Here is an 18320-nt window from a genome sequence, read left to right on the forward strand (position 1 = left end):
GGCGGCTACTGCGCCGCGGCGGCTACTGCGCCGCGGCGGCTACTGCGCCGCGAGTTGCCGGGCCTGCTCGCGGAGTTTGTTCTTGGCGACCTTGTCGAGCGTCGCGCGGGGGAACTCGTCGACGACGTGGACGGCGCGGGGCACCTTGAAGTCCGCCAGGCTCTCCCGGCACCGCTCGATGACCGCGGCCTCCAGCGCCCCGAGGTCGGCGTCGGGGCGCACGAGGACGAACGCCACCGGCACCTCGTCGAGCATCGGGTGCGGCCCGCCGACGACCGCGACGTCGGCGACGCCCGGCACCTGCCGGCAGACGTCCTCCACCTCCCGCGCGGAGACGTTCTCCCCGCCGACCTTGAGCAGGTCCGAGTCGCGCTCGCAGTACACGAGGTCGCCGGTCTCACCGAGCCGGACGATGTCGCCGGTGCGGAACCACCCGTCGTCGGCGAAGCCCTTGGCGGTGGCCGCCGGGTCGTCGTAGTACTCGGCGAACAGCTGGACGCCCCGGGTACCGCGGATGCGCAGCTCGCCAGGGCGGCCGTCGGCGCAGATCTCGCCGGTGTCCGGATCCACGATCAGCGCCTCGTACCCCGGCGTCGGCCGGCCCATCGAGCGCGACGCCGGCGGAAGTCCGGGGCCGGCGGTGATCGCGGGCGTGATCGTCTCGGTCATTCCGAAGGCGGGCAGGACCGAGAAGCCCAGCGCCGCGTCGAGTTCGGGGATCACCGCGCCGAACACCCCGACCTTCAGCGTGTGGGCGGGCGCCGCCTGCCCGAGGATCGCGTTGAGGACGAACGGGATCAGCGAGATGTGGGTGACCCGGTGGGCGGTGACCACGTCCCAGAACCGCGAGGTGGAGAACTTCGGCTGGAGGACCACGGTTCCGCCGACGCCGAGCGTCGTCCAGATCGACCAGCTCTGGGCGTTGACGTGGAAGAACGGCAGGTACACCAGGTAGGTGTCGGCGGCCGTCATCCGGAGTGCGGCCGGCGCGACCCGCCCGGCCCACAGCGCGTTCGCGTGCGTGTGCACGACCGCCTTCGGCCGGGACGTCGTGCCCGAGGTGAACAGGATGCCCACCGGCGCGAGCGGGTCGGGCTCCCGGGCGGGAAGCGCGGCGCCGTCTCCGTGGAGAGCGTCGAACGTGGCGTCGCCGATGACCGCCATCCACTTCAGATCCGGTGCCGCGGCTGCCACCTGGGCGGCGTACTCCGGCTGCGTGATCGCCGCGACGCAGCCGGTCTTCGCCGTGAAGTAGCTGATCTCGTCGGGTGCGCTGCGAGTGTTGGTGGTCACGGTGACGGCGCCGAGCGTCGCGCAGGCGTACCAGGACAGCACGCCCTCCGGGCAGTTGTCCGCGTGCAGCAGGACCTTGTCGCCGGCCCGCACCCCGCGCCGGGCCAGGCCGGCGGCGATCGAGCGGACGTCGGCCCAGAACTGGGCGTAGGTCCAGCTCCGGCCGGGGCCGGAGTGCGGTGCCCAGATCAGGAACGTCTTGTCCGGCTGACGCTCGGCCCACCCGGCCAGCAGCCAGGGGACGTCCTGGCCGGCGAAGGGGAACGCGGCGGTGTCCACGGTCGTCACTCGCCGATGAAGTTCGGGGTCCGCCGCTCGAAGAACGCGGTCGGGCCTTCGATCGCGTCCTTGGAGCGCATCACCTCGTGCCCGTAGCGCTCTTCGATGCCGAAGGCGTCCGCCTCGGGGAGGCACTCGGTCTCGCGCAGCGTCGCCAGGATCGCCCGGACCGCGAGCGGACCGTTCGCCGCGATGCGGGCGGCGATCTCCCGCGCCTTGGTCAGGGCCTCGCCGTCCGGCACCACGTGATTGATCAGCCCGAGCTCCACCGCCCGGCGGGCCGGGATGTCCTCCCCGGTCAGCAGCATCTCCGCGGCCACCGCGTAACCCATCTGACGACGCAGCCGGACCGCGGAGCCAGCCATCGGGAACAGCCCGCGCTGCACCTCGGTGACCCCGAACACCGCGCTCTCGCCGGCCACCCGGATGTCGGTGCCCTGCAGGATCTCGGTGCCGCCGGCCCTGGCCACGCCCTCCGCCGCCAGGATGATCGGCTTGGTCGGGCGGTAGGTCTTCAGGTACGCGGCGAGCGACAGGCCGGGCTCGTCCTGGAGGCGGCTGATCCACTCGTTGTCCCGGACGCCGGTCCGCAGCCGGCCGATCTCGGCGAGGTCCATGCCGGCGCAGAACGTGGGGCCACGACCGGTCAGGATGGCGACCCGTAATGCGTCGTCCTGGTCGAGCCGTACCCACGCGTCGTAGAGGCGGCAGATCACCTCGGCGTTCGTCGCGTTGCGCTTCTCCGGCCGGTTGATCGTGACGGTCAGCACCGGGCCGTCGGCCTCCACCAGGACCAGGGGCGCAGGGTTGTCGGGCATCGCGTCAGCTCCTTCGCTGCTCGGACAGGTGGTCGCGGATCTGGTCGCCGATCGCGGGTGAGCGGAGGATCTCGGCGAACGCCTCGCCCTCGCGTCGCAGTGCGGCGGTGATCTCGTCGCGCTCGGACTCCCGGATCAGCCGTCGGGTCGCGCGCACCGACGCGTCCGGGTGCGCGGTGATCCGCTGCGCCAGCTCCACGGTGGCCGGAAGCAGGTCCTCGGCCGGGCAGACGCGCAGCGCCAGCCCGCTCTGCACCGCCTCGGTGGCGGTGATCCAGTCGGAGGTGAGCAGCGCCGCGATCGCCGCCTGCCGGTTCATCCGGCGGGGGAGGAGATAACTGCTGGCGGCCTCCGGTACGACGCCCATCACGGTGAACGGCGCCCGCAGCCGGGCGTTCTCGGAGACCAGGACGAGATCGCAGTGCGCGAGCAGCGTGAGCCCGAGACCGACGGCGGCGCCGTTCACCGCGGCCAGCAGCGGCTTGGAGCAGTCGGTCACCGCGTTCAGGAAGAGCGTGAAGGGGTGGTGACCGCCACCATCGTCACCCCCGTCGGTGTCAACCTGCGCCACCATTTCGGCCAGGTCGGTACCGGCGGTGAAGCTCCGGCCGGCGCCGGTCAGCACCACGGCGCCGATCGTCGGGTCGGCGTCGGCCGCCCGCAGGGCCTCGGCGGCGGAGCGGTAGAGCGCGCTGTCGAAGGCATTCGCGCGGCTCGGCCGGTGGAACGTGAGAACGCGGACCCGGCCGCTGTCCTCCGTGTGAACGCTTCCCACCTCAGCCGTGGTCGGCATGAATCCTCCTCGAGCGAACCGAAGAACAGCGTGCTGACGGTGAGATTACGGTGTTATCTTGCCCCTGTCCCGCCGAAAGCCAGATAACGATCTGGCCGGTCCGCGAGAAGGAGGCAGCGGGTTGACAACGTTCGTCGAGTCGACGGTCCGGTTCCCCTACAAACGGTCGCTGGGGCCGGTGATCGGCCAGTTCATGACAGCTTTGACCGAGCGGCGGCTTCTCGGCATCCGCGCCGGCGACCGGGTGATCGCGCCCCCGCTGGAGTGGGATCCGGAGACCGGCGAGCAGCTGGACCCCGAGCTCATCGAGGTCGGCCCGGCCGGAACCGTCCGGTCGTGGACGTGGGTCGCCGAGCCGTCGCCACAGCACCCGCTGGACCGGCCGTTCGCGTTCGCGCTGATCGAGCTGGACGGCGCCACGACCGCGATGGTGCACGCGGTCGACGTCGCCGAGCCCGGCGCGATGACCACCGGCATGCGGGTGGCGCCGCGGTGGCGCGCGGCCCGGGTCGGGCACCTCACCGACATCGAGGCGTTCGTGCCCGGTGAGGAGCCGGTGGTCCCCGCCGACGACGCCGGTCCGGCCGCCGAGCCGGTGACGATGATGGGGTACGAAGCGTCGATCGTGTACACGACGCCGCTGCCCGGCAATCAGGAGCGGGCGGGGAAGGCGGCGGCGCGCGGAGTGCTGCTGGGCTTCCGGTGTCCCCGCTGCGGCCGGATCTACTCCGGGCTGTCCGGCTCGTGCCCGGTCGACGGGCTCCTGCTGAGCCCGGAGGACGACGTCGAGCTGCCCCAGGTCGGCGTCATCACGAACTACACGATCATCACGCCGGTGCAGTACCCGGGCCAGACCGAGACCGAGCCGTTCGCCCGGGTCCAGGTCCTGCTCGACGGCGTCGACGTGGTGCTCGCCTACCAGCCGGTGGCCGATCTGCCCAACGTCGACATCCACACCGGGGTGCGGGTAGCCGCTCGCTGGTCGGAAGCCGACGGACGCAAGGTCCTCGACGGCTGGGCACCCACCGGCGAACCCGACATCGATGACCCCAGCCTCGTGAATCGGATCATGTGACATGACGACAGAACCCGTGGCCATCGTCGGCTGGGCTCTCACGCCGATGACCCGCCGTACCGTCAACTCCGAGGCCGAACTGCTCTTCGAGGTGATCTCCGGGGCCACCGAGCACGCCGGGATCACCCGCGCCGACGTCGACTTCTCCTGCGCCGGAAGCTGCGACTACGTCGCCGGGCAGGCGTTCTCGTTCGTGCAGAACATCGACGCGGTCGGCGCCTGGCCGCCCAAGCGGGACTCGCACGTGGAGATGGACGGCGCCTGGGCGCTCTACGAGGCGTGGGTCCGGCTGCAGCTCGGGGACATCGACGTGGCGATCGCCACCGGCTCGGGCCGCTCGTCCACGGCCGATCCGGCCACCGTCTACCCGATGGAGATGGACCCGTACTACCTGGCGCCGCTCGGCGCCGACGTCGTGTCGTTCGCCGCGTTACAGGCCCGGATCCTGCTGGACGCCGGTCTGGTGACCGAGCGGCAGATGGCGACCGTGGCCGCCCGCGCCCGCGGTGCGGCGCAGGGCAACCCGTACGCGCAGGTCTCCGGTGAGTTCGACGTCGACGCGCTGCTCGAGGACGACTACGTGCGCAACCCGCTGCGCCGCCACGACCTGCCGCCGATCACCGACGGTGCCTGCGCGGTGGTGATCGCCCGGGGCGACAAGGCCCGGGAGCTGACCGATCATCCGGTCTGGATCACCGGCTTCGCCCACTCGGCCGAGCCGCACCACCCGGGCCTGCGTGACCTGCGGGTGTCCGCGTCGACCACTCGCGCGGCGCGGGCCGCCGGACTGGACGCCGCCCCGGTCGAGGTCGCGGAGCTGCAGACCACGTTCACCCACGAGGAAGCGCTGCTCACGACCGCGCTGGGGCTGGGCCCCGAGGTGGCGATCAACCCGTCGGGTGGGCCCCTCGCCGCGAATCCGGTGATGGCCACCGGCCTGACCCGCGTCATCGAGGCGGCGCGACAGGTGCGGGACCACGGCAAGCAGCGCGTGCTCGCGCACGCGACGTCCGGCCCGTGCCTGCAGCAGAACCTGGTGTGCGTGATGGAGGGAACCCGATGAGTACGCAGCCGTGCGCGATCGTCGGAATCGGTCAGACCAACCACAAGACCCGGCGCTGGGACGTCTCCCTCGGCGGTCTGGTCCGGGAGGCCGCCACGCGCGCGCTGGAGGACGCGCAGATGACCTGGGCGGACATCGACGCCGTCGTGCTCGGGAAGGCTCCCGACCTGTTCGAAGGCGTGATGAAGCCCGAGCTCTACCTCACCGACGCCCTCGGTGCGGCGGGCAAGCCGATGTTCCGGGTACACACCGCCGGGTCGGTCGGCGGCACGACCGGGATCGTCGCCTCCCACCTGGTGGAGGCGGGCATCCACCGCAGGGTGCTCGCGGTCGCCTACCAGAAGCAGTCCGAGGGCAATGCGCAGTTCGCGCTCGGCTCCGGGCGGGGCGCGTCGCTCGGCGCCGGTGGGGCGTTCGCGCCGTACATGCGCTCCTACATCCAGGGCACCGGCGCGCCGGCCGACATCGGTCCGATGGTCGCGGTGAAGGACCGGCTCAACGCGCTGAAGAACCCGTACGCGCACCTCAAGCTGGCGGACATCACGGTGGAGAAGGTGAAGGACTCCCCGATGATGTGGGAGCCGATCCGCTACCTGGAGTCCTGCCCTTCCTCCGACGGTGCGTGCGCGGTCGTGTTCACCGACGAGGCGGGCGGCCGGGCGGCGGAGGCCGACGGGCGGCCGCCGGCCTGGGTGCTGGCCTCGGCGGTCCGGTCCGAGCCCGCGTCGTTCCCCGGCCGGGACCCGGTGTGGTCGGCCGGTGCCGCCGACTGCGCCGCCGACGTCTACCGGGGCGCCGGGGTCACCCGGCCCCGCGAGCAGATCGACTGCGCCGAGCTGTACGTGCCGTTCAGTTGGTACGAGCCGATGTGGCTGGAGGCGCATCACCTCGCCGAGCGGGGTGAGGGCTGGAAGATGATCGAGCGGGGCGAGACCGACCTCGACGGCGCGTTCCCGGTGAACATGTCCGGCGGCGTGCTCTCCAGCAACCCGATCGGCGCGTCCGGCCTGCTGCGGTTCGCCGAAGCCGCGCTGCAGGTCCGCGGCACGGCCGGCGAGCACCAGGTCGACGGAGCGAAGGTCGCGCTGGCGCAGGCGTACGGGGCGTCCGCCCAGTACTTCAGCATGTGGATCGTGGGGAGCTCGCTCGATCCCTTCGGGTGAGCGGTAGCGGGAGCGGCCACGACGGTGGGGTAATTTCTTGCTCGGCAGGCTGCTCCTGCGCGGACACGACGGGACGGAACGTGCGATGGCGGGTGGCGCAGCCTTCGATCTCAGCGCTGAGGAGATCGTGCGCGCGGCGGTGGAGATCCTCAAGGAACAAGGTCTCGACGCGGTGAGCATGCGCACCGTCGCCGCCCGCCTCGGCGTCTCGCCGGTTCCGCTCTACAGCCGCGTCGGCAACAAGGAAGCGCTGCTCGACGCCGTCGCCGACGAGGTACTCGCCGACGTCGCCCCGGAGCCCGCCGAGGGCGAGCGCTGGCAGGACTACACCGCGCGGTGGGCTTCCGACCTGCGGGAACGGTTGAAGACGATCCCCGACCTCCGGCGCCTGATGACGCTGCGCCGCTCGCCGTTCCTGCCCGCCGCCCGGATCCTCGTCAGCGTGCTCCGCACCGACGGGCGCTTCACCGGCCGGTCGGCGGTCGAGGCGGTGCAGCTGGTCAGCTGGGCGGTCATCGGTGGGACGCTGCTCGAACCCGACCAGGAGGTGAGGCAGCGCCGCGACCGGCTGCGGGAGTACCCGTCGGATCCCTCGTCGATCTCCGAAGAGGAGGCCGACCGGCTGGCCATGCTGCACGTCAAGTACATCGTGCAGGGCGTCGAGCGCGACGCGGAGCGGACCGGCTGACCTCGGTCAGGACGCCGTGGCGAGGACCGTGTCGGCGTAGCGGTGGATCCAGTCCTTCGCCTCGGTGAGCGTGGACCCGTGTCCGCTGACCACGAAGCTGGTCGCGCCGGCCCGGAGGGCCTCGTCCACCAGCCCGGCGTGGGTCGCCATCTCCGCGCCGGAGCGGGCTGGTGGGAGCGGGTACATGATGCGACCGGGAGCTTCGCGGCCGGTCTGCTCGGCGTAGGCCCGGGCGTAACCGAGATGGCCGGCGAAGTCGGCGAGCGTCTCCATGGCCGGCGACCGGAGATGCGAGGCGGTCGCCCGGGCGTTGGGCAGCGGAAGCCAGCCGGTTCCGTGGTCGACGATCCGGCGGAGCGTGAGCTTGCTGTTGCCGCCGATCCAGAGCGGGGGATCGACGGCGGGCACCACCACGCTGTTGCGAGCGGTGAAGTGGAGCCCCTGGTAGGTCACCGGTCGGCCGGTCCAGGCCTGGCGCAGCACCGCGAGCGCCTCGTCGAACAACGCGTTGCGTTCGTCCCAGTCCACGCCGAGGGCGTGGAACTCGGCCTTGTGGTAGCCCGCGCCGAGGCCGAGCTCGATCCGGCCGCCGGAGAGCGCGTCCAGGCTGGCGGAGAGCTTCGCGAGGTGGAGCGGGTTCCGGTAGGGGAGGATCACCAGGTAGGTGAGTAGCCGGATGCGGGTGGTGGCCGCGGCCGCGAAGGCCAGGCCGACGAACGGGTCGACGGTGTCGTGGCCGCCGGTTTCGCGCCAGGCCTGGGACGGCGCGGGGTGGTCGGTCACGTGGACGGCGGAGAATCCGGCGGTCTCCGCCGTGGCCGCGAGTTCGCCGAGCGCGGCGCCGTCGAGCAGGAAGTCCGGCGCCGGGCAGGTGTGGAACGGGAGCCCGTACGCGAACTCGACTGACCCGGGCATGGGGCTCTCCTCGACCGCGACCGTGACGCTGTGCTCGTACTATATACTTTGTACATGAGTGCGCGCGGTGCAGCCGACCTTCCCGACCTGGACGATCCAGGTGGCCTCGCGCGCCCCACCAGCGCTCAGCAGGTCGCCGCGCGGATCCGCCGGATGATCTTCGACCAGCGGCTGCGGGCAGGTGACCGGGTACCGCAGGACGAGATCGCGGCGGAGCTCCGGGTGAGCCGGGTACCGGTGCGCGAGGCGGTGATCGCGCTCGACAGCGAAGGCTGGGTGACGCTGCGGCCGCACCTGGGGGTGTTCGTCAACGGTCTGGACGAGTACTCGGTGCGGGACCATTACGAGCTCGTCGGCCTGGTGTACGGCATGGTCGCCCGGCGGGTCAGCGAGCGCGGCTCGGAAGACGGGATGAGCACGCTCGAGGACATTCACCGGCGGCTGCAGTCCGCGGTCGACCCGGACGAGTTCAGTGAGCTGAACGTGACGTTCGTCCGGCACCTGATCCGGATGACGCGATCCCGCCGGATCAACGCGGTGTTCCGGGTGATGACCACGGCGATCGTCCCGGGGCCGTTCTTCGGGCACTTCCCGGATCTGATCGACACCCACAAGCGCGGCATCCAGACGGTGTTCGATGCCGTGCGCGCCGGCGACGGAGCCGGGGCCGAGCGAGCGTTCGTCGACCTGCTGCGGGTCGAGACCGAGAGCGTGGTAGCGCTGCTGGCCAGCCGGGGACTGCTGACCGATCCCGTCGGCTGACCGGGGCCTGGCCCTGCAAGGCACGCGTTGTTGCAGGTCATCGGCGATTGCAACGTAGTCCCCGCGGTAGGTTCGCGGCTACCGTGAGCCCATGCACCCGCACGGGCACCGACCGATCGACCACCGGTTCTGGCACCGGGTTCGTCCGCACTCCCACGACAGCGCGGACAAGGTCGACGCCGCGCTGGAGTCCTCCCGGGACGGTCTGCGCGCGCTCTGGATCTCGCTGCTCGTTCTCGGAGCCACGGCCGCGGCGCAGGCGGCCGTCGTCGTGGTGTCCGGGTCGGTGGCGCTCCTCGGCGACACGCTCCACAACGTCGCCGACGCGCTGACCGCGGTGCCGCTGGGCATCGCGTTCCTGCTCGGACGGCGGGCCGCGACCCGACGCTTCACCTACGGTTTCGGCCGCGCGGAGGACCTCGCCGGACTGGCCGTCGTGCTCACGATCGCCGCCTCCGCGCTGCTGGCCGGGTGGACGGCCGTCGACCGGCTGCTGCGCCCCGCGCCGATGACGCACCTCGGTGCGGTGGCCGTCGCCGGGTTGCTCGGCTTCCTCGGCAACGAGGCCGTCGCGCGCTACCGGATCCGGGTCGGGCGGCGGATCGGCTCGGCGGCGCTGGTGGCGGACGGGCTGCACGCCCGCACCGACGGCTTCACCTCGCTGGCCGTGCTGGCCGCCGCGGGTGGCGCCGGGCTCGGTTGGAGCTGGGCCGACCCGGTGGTCGGGTTGGTCATCACCGCGGCGATCGTCCTCGTCCTCAAGGACGCGGCGAAGGAGGTGTTCGCCCGGCTGCTGGACGCGGTCGATCCCGCGCTCGTCGATACCGCGGAGGCCACGCTGCGCGGCGTGCCCGGCGTCCGGGGTGTCGCGGCGGTGCGGCTGCGGTGGATCGGTCACCGGCTGCACGCCGAGGCCGAGATCGTCGCCGACGCCGACCTCTCCCTGCAGGCCGCGCACGGCATCGCCGCGTGCGCCGAGCACCGTCTCACCCACGTGATCCCGCACCTGGTCGGCGCCACTGTGCACGTCGACCCGGCCAGCCACCCGGGCGCCGAGCACCACGCGGAGCTCGCGCACCCGATCGGCTGAACCGTCTCACGCACCGGGCCGGACGAGACCGGTCTCGTAGGCGAGGATCACCAGCTGCGCGCGGTCGTGGGCGCCGAGCTTGGTCATCGCCCGGTTGATGTGGGTCTTGACGGTGTGTGGGCTGACGACGAGGTGGTCCGCGATGTCGTCGTTGGACAGGCCGGTGGCCACCAGCCCGAGCACCTCCCGTTCGCGATCGGTCAGCGCTGCCAGGCGTCCGTCGGTGCAGGCCGCGTCCCGGCCGGGCTGCCGGAGGAACCGGGTGATCAACGCCTGGGCGGCGGCGGGGGAGAGCAGCGCGTCGCCGCGGTGCACCGTGCGGATCGCGTCGAGGAGTTCGTCGACCTCGGCGTTCTTCCCGAGGAAGCCACCGGCGGTCTGCTGGGCCGCGCTGTTCGTCGCGGTCGGGCTACGCGTGGGCGTCCGCCGCGACGTGTCCTGAGGCGCCCGGTCGACGTGGGGGGACCGTCACGTCGGCCAGGTCGGTGAACGGCAGCGGGCAGCACGGGCTCTCCGCGCAGGCCGCCAGGTCGTCGCAGCCGGCGTCCACCGCCTCGACCAGCGCGGCGCGGATCGTCTGGAGGTCGGCCAGCCGGGTGTCGATCTCCGCGAGCTTGGTCCGTGCGCGTGCCTGCAGCCCCGCGTCGGTGCGGTGCCGGTGTCGTCCGGCTTCCAGCAGGTCGGCGATCTCCTCCAGGGTGAAACCGAGTCGTTGAGCCGCCTTGATGATCCGGAGCACGGTCACCGCCTCGGCCGGGTAGAGACGGTGACCACCCGGCGAGCGAACGGGTTCGGCCAGCAGGCCCCGTCGCTCGTAGTAGCGCAGCGTCTGGGTGTTCACCCCGGCCGCAGCGGCGACCTGGCTGGTGCGTAGCCCGCTGCTCATCCGGCTACCGCCGTCGCGCGGGCTGCCAAGGCGTCTGTGCTCATGGCTCAACCCTAAGCCTGTACCTAGGTACCGGATGCAAGCCCGTTGGCGATCGCGTCCGACGCGACCGGTCTCCGGCCGTCACCGACTGGTCAGGAATCGAGAAGCACCGTGGCTACCGCCCTCCTTACTGTTCAGGAAGACACCGCAACACCGCAGGCCAAGCGGCCGCGGCCGAGGGAACGGAGCCCGCAATGACCACGAAGATGTCGACCACCGAGCCGGACGGTTTCAGCGCCGAGGAGCGCGCCGCAATGAAGGAGCGCGCCGCCGAGCTGCGCGCCGAGGGCAAGAAGGGTGCGAAGAAGGCCGAAGGGCTGGAGGCGCTCCTCGAGAAGATCGCGAGCATGGCGCCGGACGACCGGGCGCTCGCCGAGCGCGTTCACGTGACGGTGACCGCGACCGCCCCCGACTTGATGCCGAAGACCTACTACGGCATGCCCGCCTACGCGAACGCGGACGGCAAGATCGTCGTCTTCTTCCAGGACTCGGGGAAGTTCAACTACCGCTACTCGACGCTGGGCTTCCAGGACGCGGCGAACCTCGACGACGGCGACATGTGGGCGACCTCCTTCGCGCTGCTCGCGTGGAGCCCTCAGGTGGAGAAGAAGGTCGTCGAGCTGGTGCGGGCCGCGATCTCCTGACCGATGCGAAGACCGGTGCGGGCGCCATGGTCGAGGGCGCTGCACCGGGGAAGGCGATGGCGGCTCGAGAGGGAAGTCTCGAGCGGTCCGCGAGCCGAGTGCTCCGCCGTGAGGCCCCTTCGTCGGCTCCGAATGTGACACCTGCTGGACGTCGTTGGCGACGCGATTGATCAGCGACGGCGTCCCGAAGGAGCCGACTTCCCGGGCGGAGAACGCCTGGACGCGGTGGAAGACGGCGGCGCGCAGGTCCCGACCGAGGCCCAGCACGAGCCTCGCGGCGAAGTACACGGCTACTGCCTGAGCGACCAGCTGGCCAACGCTCACGGCGAGCATGAGACTTCCGACCCGCATGATGTACGCCGTGTCGCCGCGGACGACGCCGCGATCGATGATGTCCGCGTTGAGCGTCGGGAGGTAGAGCGACGCGAGGGTCTGGAGGAGCTGGAGCAGGGTGACAGCGCCAGCGTGCGGCGGTAGGGCCGCACGTACTCCCGGAGGAGCGTGATCAGCATCCGCCGGCCACCGGCGCGACGCGGTCGAGCGCGCGCTCCACGAAGGGCGTGAACGGCGGGTCGCCCTCGGCGCGCAGCCAGTACTCGCTCGCCACCCGGAGGGCCACGGCGTACGTCCCGGCGATCAGCCGCGGGGTGAAGTCGTGGGACAGGTCGGCGCCGGTGCGTTCGGCGATGATCTCGGCGAGCGACACCTCGACCTGGTTGAGGCTCCGGAGGTACTCCGTGCGCATCGCGGGCGACGCGCCGATCTGGCGGATCAGATCCTTGGTCTGCTCGATCACGATGGCCTGATCGAGCACGAGGGCGCGCAACGCGACGTCGACCGGTTCGTCGGCGGGGCGGGCCCGGAGCGCGGCGGCGAGCCGGACCACGTGGTCGACCCGAGGTGCCCAGATCGCCTCTTCGCGGCTGGAGAAGTAGTTGTTGAACGTGCGCGCGGAGATCCCGGCCGCGGCCACGATGTCGTCCACCCGGACGTTCTCCGGGCCGTGCTCCAGGGCGAGGCGAAGGGCGGCGTTGCCGATCGCCTCGCGCGTCGCCTGCTTCTTCCGCTCACGCAGACCGGTGCGCTCTTGAGTCACAGCGACTACCGTACGGAAAAGTTGCCGATCCGCAAGATTGCGGATCGGCAGGAATTTGGTCGGGGCAACGAACGGCAACCGGTTGTCCCGCCGGGCCGCCGCGGAGCTAATGGCGGGAACAACGACACGAGGAGGACGTCGGGTGCTTCGCCCTCAGGACAACGGCAGCCGAGAACGGAAGTCCCTCAACGGGCTGTGGAGCTTCGTGCTCGACCCGGACGGCCGCGGCCGCACCGACCGCTGGTTCGCCGGTCCGCTGGCCGGAGCGCGTCAGATGGCGGTGCCGGCCAGCTACAACGACATCACCACCGACGCGGGCGTCCGCGACCACGTCGGCGTCGCCTGGTACCAGCTGACGACCTACGTGCCGCGCGGCTGGGGCGGCCGGCGGATCGTGCTGAACGTCGAGGCCGCCACCCATCGGGCCACGGTCTGGGTGGACGAGACCGAGGTGGTCGCGCACGAGGGCGGCTACACGCCGTTCGAGGCCGACCTGACCGAGCACGTGACCCCGGGCGAGCGGATCCGGATCACGATCGCGGTCGACAACACGCTGACGTTCCGGACGATCCCGCCGGGCATCGTCGAGGACACCCCGCACGGTAAGAAGCAGAAGTACTGGCACGACTTCTTCAACTACGCCGGCCTGCACCGCAGCGTCTGGCTGCACGCGACCGGCCCGGAGCACCTGACCGACGTCACGGTGGTCACGGGCCTGGACGGTGGCACCGGCACGGTCGAGTACACGGTCGAGTCGACCGGCGGTGCCCGGGTCGCGGTGATCCTGCGCGACGCGGACGGCAACCCGGTCGCGGAGGGCGACGGGGCGCGCGGCACGCTGGTCGTCCCCGACGTGCACCCCTGGGCGCCGGGCGACGGTTACCTCTACGAACTGGACGTCCAGCTCTTCGATGCGGCGGGCACGGTCCTCGACCGGTACCTCCAGAACGTCGGCGTCCGCACGGTGGCGGTGAGCGGCACCCGGTTCCTTCTCAACGGCGAGCCGTTCTACTTCACCGGCTTCGGCATGCACGAGGACCACACAGTGCTCGGCAAGGGACACAACGACGCGCTGATGCTGCACGACTTCGAACTGCTGGACTGGATCGGCGCGAACTCGTTCCGCACCTCGCACTACCCGTACTCGCAGGACGTCCTGGACTACGCCGACCGGCGGGGGATCGTCGTCATCGACGAGACCGCCGCGGTGGGCCTCAACATGAGCGTCGGCGGCGGCATGTTCGGCGCCCAGGGCTACCCGACCTACAGCGCGGACACGGTCAACGACGAGACGCAGCGGGTGCACGCCCAGGCGATCCGCGAGCTCGTCGCCCGGGACAAGAACCACCCCAGCGTCGTGCTGTGGTCGATCGCGAACGAGCCGGAGTCCGAGACCGAAGCCGGCGAGGAGTACTTCCGCCCGCTGTTCGAGCTCACCCGCGAGCTCGACCCGACCCGCCCGGTCGGCTTCGTGAACATGATGATGGCTTACTACCCGCGGTGCCGGGTCTCCCAATTCGCCGACGTGCTGATGCTCAACCGCTACTACGGCTGGTACGTCGCGACCGGCGATCTCGCGGCCGCCGAGGAGATGTGGGAGAACGAGCTGCGCGGCTGGGCAGCGGAGAACAAGCCGATCCTCATCACCGAGTACGGTGCCGACACCTACCCCGGCCTGCGGTCGCTGACCGCCGAGCCGTGGTCGGAGGAGTACCAGACGGCGTACCTGGAGATGAACCACCGGCTCTTCGACCGGATCGATGCGGTGGTCGGTGAGCACGTGTGGAACTTCGCCGACTTCACCACGACCTCCGGCATCGTGCGGGTCGGCGGCAACAAGAAGGGCGTCTTCACCCGGGACCGCAAGCCCAAGGCCGCGGCCTACGCGCTGCGCGAGCGGTGGAAGGGCAAGCGCCCGTGAGCGCCCCCGGCGACCTGCGGATCGACTCCGGCGGGGACGAGTTCCCGGTCAGCGGCCCGAGCCCGCGGCTGAGCTGGACGCTGCCCGCGGGCTGGGCCGCGCAGCACGGCTACGAGCTGGAAGACGTCCGCCTTTCCCGGCTCGGTCACCGCGAGCACCGGCAGGCACCGGTACGTCGAGTGGCCGTGGCCAACCACTGGCGAGCCGGCAGGCCGTGCGGTGAAGGGTCCGGATCACCGGTCCCTCCGGGACGTCGGCCTGGTCGGCCTGGTCGCAGTTCGAGGTCGGGCTGCTCGACCGGGACTGGTCGGCCCGGTGGATCTCGCCGGTCGAGCTCTCGGACGAGACGCCGCGACCGGCGTACACACTGTCGACGACGTTCCGCTCACGAGGCACGGTCACGCACGCTCGCTTGTACGCCACCGCACTCGGTGTGTACGAAGCGTTCGTGAACGGGGTGCGGGCGGGCACCGCGGAGCTGTCGCCGGGGTCGACGTCGTATACCGCGACGCTCTACGCACAGGCGTCGGACGTGACCGCGGCACTGGCCGACGGCGAGAACACGCTCGAGGTCGTCCTCTCCGACGGGTGGTTCCGCGGACTCACGGGCGCGCATCGGGAACCGGCGACCTGGGGGACCCGGACAGCCGCGCGGCTGGAGCTGTATCTCCGGTATACCGACGGCAGCACGCAGGTCGTCCGCAGCGGCCCGGGGTGGACGTCGTCGACCGGACCGATCCGGCGCGCCGACCGGATGGACGGGCAGACCACCGACTTCACCGCTGCGCCCTCACCGGCGACGCCGGTGCTGGTCGATGCGGTGACCGCGCCGCCGATCGAGTGGACGCCCGCTCCGCCGGTGCGGCGGGTCGCACAACTGCCCGCACGGACGGTCCGCACGCTGGACACCGGCGCGTACGTCGTCGATTTCGACCGCGACGAGGTGATCTCCGACGGCGTCCCCGGGCGGGCGTTCGAGCCGCGGCACACCACCGCCGCGCGCCTCTACGACGTCGCCGGGTTCACCGACAAGTGGCTCCGGTCGGTCCGCGACGACCAGCTCGACGACGGCCGGATCTGCAACATCTCTCCGGACGCCAAGCGCCTGAAGGTCAACCGCGAGCCGCTCTCGGACCTGCTCACCGGGTCGGCCGGCTGGGGCGACGCGATCGTCCTCGTCACGTGGGTCATGTACGAGACGTACGGCGACCGCCGGGTGCTCACCGAGAACTGGGACGCGATGGTGCGGTGGGTGGAGTTCGCGCTGCACTCCGCGCGCTCGGCCCGGCATCCGTCCCGAGTGGAGCGGTCGCCGGAGCCCGAGGAGCACGAGGCGTTCCTCTGGGACGGGTCCTTCCACTGGGGCGAGTGGCTCGAACCGCGACCCCGGAACGCCGACGGCACGCAGGCCGCCCCGGTGTGGGAGGACGGTGCGGCGTGGTTCGGCGCGGACAAGAGCGAGGTCGCAACGGCCTACCTCTACCGCTCGACCCGGACGCTGTCGGCGATCGCCGACCTGCTGGACCGCCCCGAGGACGCGACCCGCTACCGCGAGGTCGCCGAGCGGGTGCGCGACGCGTGGCGACGCGAGTTCCTCGACGACGCCGGGCGCACCACCGGACACACGCAGGCCGGATACGTCCGTGCGCTGTCGTTCGCGCTGATCCCCGACGCGCTGTGGGATCGGGCGGCGCAGCACCTCGTCGCGACTCTGGTGTTCCCCGGCGGCCACACGGTCCGCACCGGCCCGGGTCACGTCACCGAACGCCGGCCTGTCTTCGTCCCGCACGGCTGAACCGAGGAAGCACGACCGCTCAGCGAGTACGCCCTTCACGGACCATCTCGACGGTCTTGGCGATCCGGTCGTCGCGGGTCGCGGGTCGCTTGGCCTCGGTGACCCACCGCACGAACTCCTTGCGGTGGGTGTACGCGAGCCCGGTGAACGCCGCCTCGACGGCCGGGTCGGCAGCGAGCGCCGCGGCCAGGTCGTCCGGGATCTCGACGGTCCGGTCGGCGGCGTCCGGCGCGATCTCCACGTCGTAACGGGTGCCGATCTCCACGCCCGCCTGAGCCCGCGCGGCCTTGGCCAGGCCGATCATGTTCTCGCCGCCCATCCGGGCGAGCCGGAGCGCGAGCGTCACGCCGTTGACCGTGACGCGCACCGGAAACGCCTTCCTCCCGCCCCCGAGCGCGGCCGCCTGCTCGTCGGTGAGCACGAAGGCCCCGGCCGGTCCGCGGGGCTCCAGCGTCGCGGTCACCCGCAGCGTCTGCTCCATGAAGGCACGCTAACGCAGATCCCGCGCGCGAGGGTGGAGGTACCCGATCCGACGTCGACGGCCGATCGGGTCGACCGATGCCGGCCTCAGGCGGCAACCTTGAATGAGGTTTTGAACGTTATTCAACGTCCTGTCTCCGGTGCCGGAATTCAATTTGACTAATTTCCCGACTGAATCCATCTGGCGAGGTCGAAGACTAACGGGGAACCCCATAGAGTTCGTATTCTTGACCGACCGCGAACGATCTCACTCGGTCGTAACCGCCGCCGTCGATTAGGGACAATCAGAATGGGCAGCCTCGGAACAACTGACATCGCTGATCCGCCGGCGGCCCGGCCGGCGCTCGACTGGCCGACGACCGCACCACCGGCGCCACAGCCGGCGACGAAACGCTCGTCCCGCCGTCCCCAGCTCGTCAGTGCCCTGGTGGGCCTGCTCGTCGGCGCGCTCGTCGTCGGGGGCATCTGGCTGGCCGGGGCCCTGCGCACCGAGCCGGCGGTGGGTCCGAGCGCGGATGCCGCCATGGCTTGCGCGATCCTGGAGCGCCTCCCCGAATTCACCGCAGGCAGCCTGGGTTCGTCCAATAGCGCCAGGCTCTACGCCGCCAGCGAGCTCAGCGCCGCGGCCGCTACCGCGGACCAGCGATATCGCGGACTCGCCGACGCGACCAGGCGGGCGTCGCTGTCCAGCTCGGACCTCGACGCCGATTCGGTCAACCGTCAGGTGAGCGTTGCGCTGACCGAGTGCCGGGGCTGAGTTCCGCTCGCACGCCGGACGCGTCAGCGAGCGTCGGCCTGCTTGCGCGCGAGGACGAGCTGCCACCGTGGGCTGCCGTCGCCGTACCGACCGGGCGCGGTCAACGCGACGGCGGTTGCGGTGAAGCCGGCTGCCGTCAGATCGGCGTGCACCGCAGGCAGCCGGTTGGTGCGGTAGTACATGACGAACGGCGGGCGCCAGACGGCGTTCCGCACCCGCATGGTCAGGTCGAACCCGAGCGTGGCCCAGTACCACCGCGACGTGACGGGGGGCACCGCGTCGACCGGGAAGGCGAAGAGCCCGCCGGGTCGTAGCGCGCGGTACACCCCCTCGAAGATGGCCGGCCGTTCGGCGGGCAGGAAGTGCCCGAGCGCTCCGAACGTCACCGCGAGGTCGAACGCCTCGGCGAACGGCAGCGCTCGGGCGTCGGCCCGCACCCAGGTGGTGTCCGGATGATCGCTGCGCGCCTGGTCGAGCATGCCCGCGCTGAAGTCGACGCCGGTGATCCGACCTCGGCACAGGGCGTCGAGGACCAGCACGCCGGCGCCGGTGCCGCAGCACACGTCCAGACCTCGGTCGAACGGCCCGAGGTCGGCGAGCACCTCGACGGCCGCATCGAGAACGCCCTCCGGGGTGCGGAACGGCGTGTGGTCGAACTTCGGGGCGAGGAGGTCGTAGCCGCGTTCGACGGAGGAGAGCGCCTGGACGCACAGCTCATGCAGGGACGGGCCGTGGGGCGAGAACACCTGATCGAGGGTAT

18 protein-coding genes and 2 pseudogenes are annotated in these 18320 nt (G+C 71.4%); 10 read left to right on the top strand and 10 right to left on the bottom strand.

Features of this window, described 5'->3' with window-relative positions; all coding sequences use genetic code 11:
- Positions 1 to 39: 39 nt before the first annotated feature.
- From ABEB28_RS06335 to ABEB28_RS06345, 3 genes are read right to left on the bottom strand one after another with little or no spacing between them, the layout of a single operon-like run.
- Positions 40 to 1581 carry a class I adenylate-forming enzyme family protein gene (locus tag ABEB28_RS06335; RefSeq protein WP_345727017.1) on the bottom strand — a complete coding sequence of 514 codons (1542 nt, stop codon included), beginning with the start codon at positions 1579 to 1581 and terminating at the stop codon, positions 40 to 42.
- Positions 1578 to 2390, bottom strand: a complete 813-nt coding sequence (locus ABEB28_RS06340) for a crotonase/enoyl-CoA hydratase family protein (RefSeq protein ID WP_345727018.1) — start codon at positions 2388 to 2390, stop codon at positions 1578 to 1580. The genes ABEB28_RS06335 and ABEB28_RS06340 overlap by 4 nt, the downstream gene beginning before the upstream one ends.
- A gap of 4 nt (positions 2391 to 2394) precedes the next feature.
- On the bottom strand, positions 2395 to 3183 hold the full coding sequence (locus ABEB28_RS06345) for an enoyl-CoA hydratase/isomerase family protein (RefSeq protein ID WP_345727019.1): 789 nt from the start codon (positions 3181 to 3183) through the stop codon (positions 2395 to 2397).
- A 121-nt stretch (positions 3184 to 3304) separates the two neighbouring features.
- Here ABEB28_RS06345 and ABEB28_RS06350 point away from each other — a divergent pair, with 121 nt between their 5' ends.
- The 4 genes from ABEB28_RS06350 (at position 3305) to ABEB28_RS06365 (ending at position 7172) form a co-directional block, all read left to right on the top strand.
- The gene (locus ABEB28_RS06350; protein ID WP_345727020.1) at positions 3305 to 4258 is read left to right on the top strand and encodes an OB-fold domain-containing protein; all 954 of its coding nucleotides are present in this window, start codon (positions 3305 to 3307) and stop codon (positions 4256 to 4258) included.
- A 1-nt stretch (position 4259) separates the two neighbouring features.
- A complete protein-coding gene (locus tag ABEB28_RS06355) occupies positions 4260 to 5321 on the top strand; it encodes a lipid-transfer protein (protein WP_345727021.1) in 1062 nt (353 codons plus the stop codon).
- On the top strand, positions 5318 to 6484 hold the full coding sequence (locus ABEB28_RS06360; RefSeq protein ID WP_345727022.1) for a thiolase domain-containing protein: 1167 nt from the start codon (positions 5318 to 5320) through the stop codon (positions 6482 to 6484). The genes ABEB28_RS06355 and ABEB28_RS06360 overlap by 4 nt, the downstream gene beginning before the upstream one ends.
- 85 nt (positions 6485 to 6569) lie before the next feature.
- Complete coding sequence (locus tag ABEB28_RS06365) at positions 6570 to 7172, top strand: TetR family transcriptional regulator (protein WP_345727023.1); 603 nt, start codon at positions 6570 to 6572, stop codon at positions 7170 to 7172.
- Positions 7173 to 7178: 6 nt separating this feature from the next.
- Here the strand turns inward: ABEB28_RS06365 and ABEB28_RS06370 are convergent, their stop codons facing one another.
- Positions 7179 to 8087: a TIGR03619 family F420-dependent LLM class oxidoreductase gene (locus ABEB28_RS06370; RefSeq protein ID WP_345727024.1), complete on the bottom strand. Its 909-nt coding sequence runs from the start codon at positions 8085 to 8087 to the stop codon at positions 7179 to 7181.
- Positions 8088 to 8141: 54 nt separating this feature from the next.
- Here ABEB28_RS06370 and ABEB28_RS06375 point away from each other — a divergent pair, with 54 nt between their 5' ends.
- Entirely contained in the window at positions 8142 to 8849 is a 708-nt protein-coding gene (locus ABEB28_RS06375; protein WP_345727025.1) for a GntR family transcriptional regulator, read from the top strand.
- Between the two features lie 91 nt (positions 8850 to 8940).
- Complete coding sequence (locus ABEB28_RS06380) at positions 8941 to 9939, top strand: cation diffusion facilitator family transporter (protein WP_345727026.1); 999 nt, start codon at positions 8941 to 8943, stop codon at positions 9937 to 9939.
- A 6-nt stretch (positions 9940 to 9945) separates the two neighbouring features.
- Here the strand turns inward: ABEB28_RS06380 and ABEB28_RS06385 are convergent.
- Positions 9946 to 10314 (bottom strand): annotated as a pseudogene (locus ABEB28_RS06385) (response regulator transcription factor); the annotation flags it as partial.
- Between the two features lie 34 nt (positions 10315 to 10348).
- Positions 10349 to 10825, bottom strand: a complete 477-nt coding sequence (locus ABEB28_RS06390) for a MerR family transcriptional regulator (RefSeq protein ID WP_345727027.1) — start codon at positions 10823 to 10825, stop codon at positions 10349 to 10351.
- Between the two features lie 236 nt (positions 10826 to 11061).
- Here ABEB28_RS06390 and ABEB28_RS06395 point away from each other — a divergent pair, with 236 nt between their 5' ends.
- Positions 11062 to 11511 (top strand): iron chaperone, encoded by a 450-nt coding sequence (locus ABEB28_RS06395; RefSeq protein WP_345727028.1) that lies wholly within the window; start codon positions 11062 to 11064, stop codon positions 11509 to 11511.
- A gap of 138 nt (positions 11512 to 11649) precedes the next feature.
- Here ABEB28_RS06395 and ABEB28_RS06400 read toward each other — a convergent pair.
- Positions 11650 to 12023: pseudogene (locus tag ABEB28_RS06400) on the bottom strand (ABC transporter transmembrane domain-containing protein); the annotation flags it as partial.
- The gene (locus tag ABEB28_RS06405) at positions 12017 to 12607 is read right to left on the bottom strand and encodes a TetR/AcrR family transcriptional regulator (protein ID WP_345727029.1); all 591 of its coding nucleotides are present in this window, start codon (positions 12605 to 12607) and stop codon (positions 12017 to 12019) included. The gene ABEB28_RS06405 and the pseudogene ABEB28_RS06400, both read right to left, overlap by 7 nt.
- Positions 12608 to 12716: 109 nt before the next feature.
- Between ABEB28_RS06405 and uidA the strand changes: the two genes are divergently transcribed.
- Both uidA and ABEB28_RS06415 read left to right on the top strand, forming a co-directional pair.
- On the top strand, positions 12717 to 14528 hold the full coding sequence (gene uidA, locus ABEB28_RS06410) for a beta-glucuronidase (protein WP_376981764.1): 1812 nt from the start codon (positions 12717 to 12719) through the stop codon (positions 14526 to 14528).
- A 412-nt stretch (positions 14529 to 14940) separates the two neighbouring features.
- Positions 14941 to 16323, top strand: a complete 1383-nt coding sequence (locus ABEB28_RS06415; RefSeq protein ID WP_345727031.1) for an alpha-L-rhamnosidase-related protein — start codon at positions 14941 to 14943, stop codon at positions 16321 to 16323.
- A 19-nt stretch (positions 16324 to 16342) separates the two neighbouring features.
- Here the strand turns inward: ABEB28_RS06415 and ABEB28_RS06420 are convergent, their stop codons facing one another.
- Positions 16343 to 16804, bottom strand: a complete 462-nt coding sequence (locus tag ABEB28_RS06420; RefSeq protein WP_345727032.1) for a YdeI/OmpD-associated family protein — start codon at positions 16802 to 16804, stop codon at positions 16343 to 16345.
- 288 nt (positions 16805 to 17092) lie between these two features.
- On the opposite strand from ABEB28_RS06420, the gene ABEB28_RS06425 reads away from it, so the two are divergent.
- Positions 17093 to 17560, top strand: a complete 468-nt coding sequence (locus ABEB28_RS06425; protein WP_345727033.1) for a hypothetical protein — start codon at positions 17093 to 17095, stop codon at positions 17558 to 17560.
- 23 nt (positions 17561 to 17583) lie between these two features.
- Here the strand turns inward: ABEB28_RS06425 and ABEB28_RS06430 are convergent, their stop codons facing one another.
- Complete coding sequence (locus ABEB28_RS06430; protein WP_345727034.1) at positions 17584 to 18306, bottom strand: class I SAM-dependent methyltransferase; 723 nt, start codon at positions 18304 to 18306, stop codon at positions 17584 to 17586.
- Between the last annotated feature and the right edge of the window lie 14 nt (positions 18307 to 18320).

The sequence above is a fragment of the Cryptosporangium minutisporangium genome, from assembly GCF_039536245.1.
GTDB classification, from domain to species: domain Bacteria; phylum Actinomycetota; class Actinomycetes; order Mycobacteriales; family Cryptosporangiaceae; genus Cryptosporangium; species Cryptosporangium minutisporangium.

Excerpts from the sequence above, each read along its gene's own strand:
- ABEB28_RS06340 (WP_345727018.1), bottom strand. The coding sequence starts at position 2,390 with ATGCCCGACAACCCTGCGCCCCTGGTCCTGGTGGAGGCCGACGGCCCG.
- ABEB28_RS06345 (WP_345727019.1), bottom strand. The coding sequence starts at position 3,183 with ATGCCGACCACGGCTGAGGTGGGAAGCGTTCACACGGAGGACAGCGGC.
- ABEB28_RS06355 (WP_345727021.1), top strand. The coding sequence starts at position 4,260 with ATGACGACAGAACCCGTGGCCATCGTCGGCTGGGCTCTCACGCCGATG.
- ABEB28_RS06360 (WP_345727022.1), top strand. The coding sequence starts at position 5,318 with ATGAGTACGCAGCCGTGCGCGATCGTCGGAATCGGTCAGACCAACCAC.
- ABEB28_RS06365 (WP_345727023.1), top strand. The coding sequence starts at position 6,570 with ATGGCGGGTGGCGCAGCCTTCGATCTCAGCGCTGAGGAGATCGTGCGC.
- ABEB28_RS06370 (WP_345727024.1), bottom strand. The coding sequence starts at position 8,087 with ATGCCCGGGTCAGTCGAGTTCGCGTACGGGCTCCCGTTCCACACCTGC.
- ABEB28_RS06375 (WP_345727025.1), top strand. The coding sequence starts at position 8,142 with ATGAGTGCGCGCGGTGCAGCCGACCTTCCCGACCTGGACGATCCAGGT.
- ABEB28_RS06380 (WP_345727026.1), top strand. The coding sequence starts at position 8,941 with ATGCACCCGCACGGGCACCGACCGATCGACCACCGGTTCTGGCACCGG.
- ABEB28_RS06390 (WP_345727027.1), bottom strand. The coding sequence starts at position 10,825 with ATGAGCAGCGGGCTACGCACCAGCCAGGTCGCCGCTGCGGCCGGGGTG.
- ABEB28_RS06395 (WP_345727028.1), top strand. The coding sequence starts at position 11,062 with ATGACCACGAAGATGTCGACCACCGAGCCGGACGGTTTCAGCGCCGAG.
- uidA (WP_376981764.1), top strand. The coding sequence starts at position 12,717 with ATGGCGGGAACAACGACACGAGGAGGACGTCGGGTGCTTCGCCCTCAG.
- ABEB28_RS06420 (WP_345727032.1), bottom strand. The coding sequence starts at position 16,804 with ATGGAGCAGACGCTGCGGGTGACCGCGACGCTGGAGCCCCGCGGACCG.
- ABEB28_RS06425 (WP_345727033.1), top strand. The coding sequence starts at position 17,093 with ATGGGCAGCCTCGGAACAACTGACATCGCTGATCCGCCGGCGGCCCGG.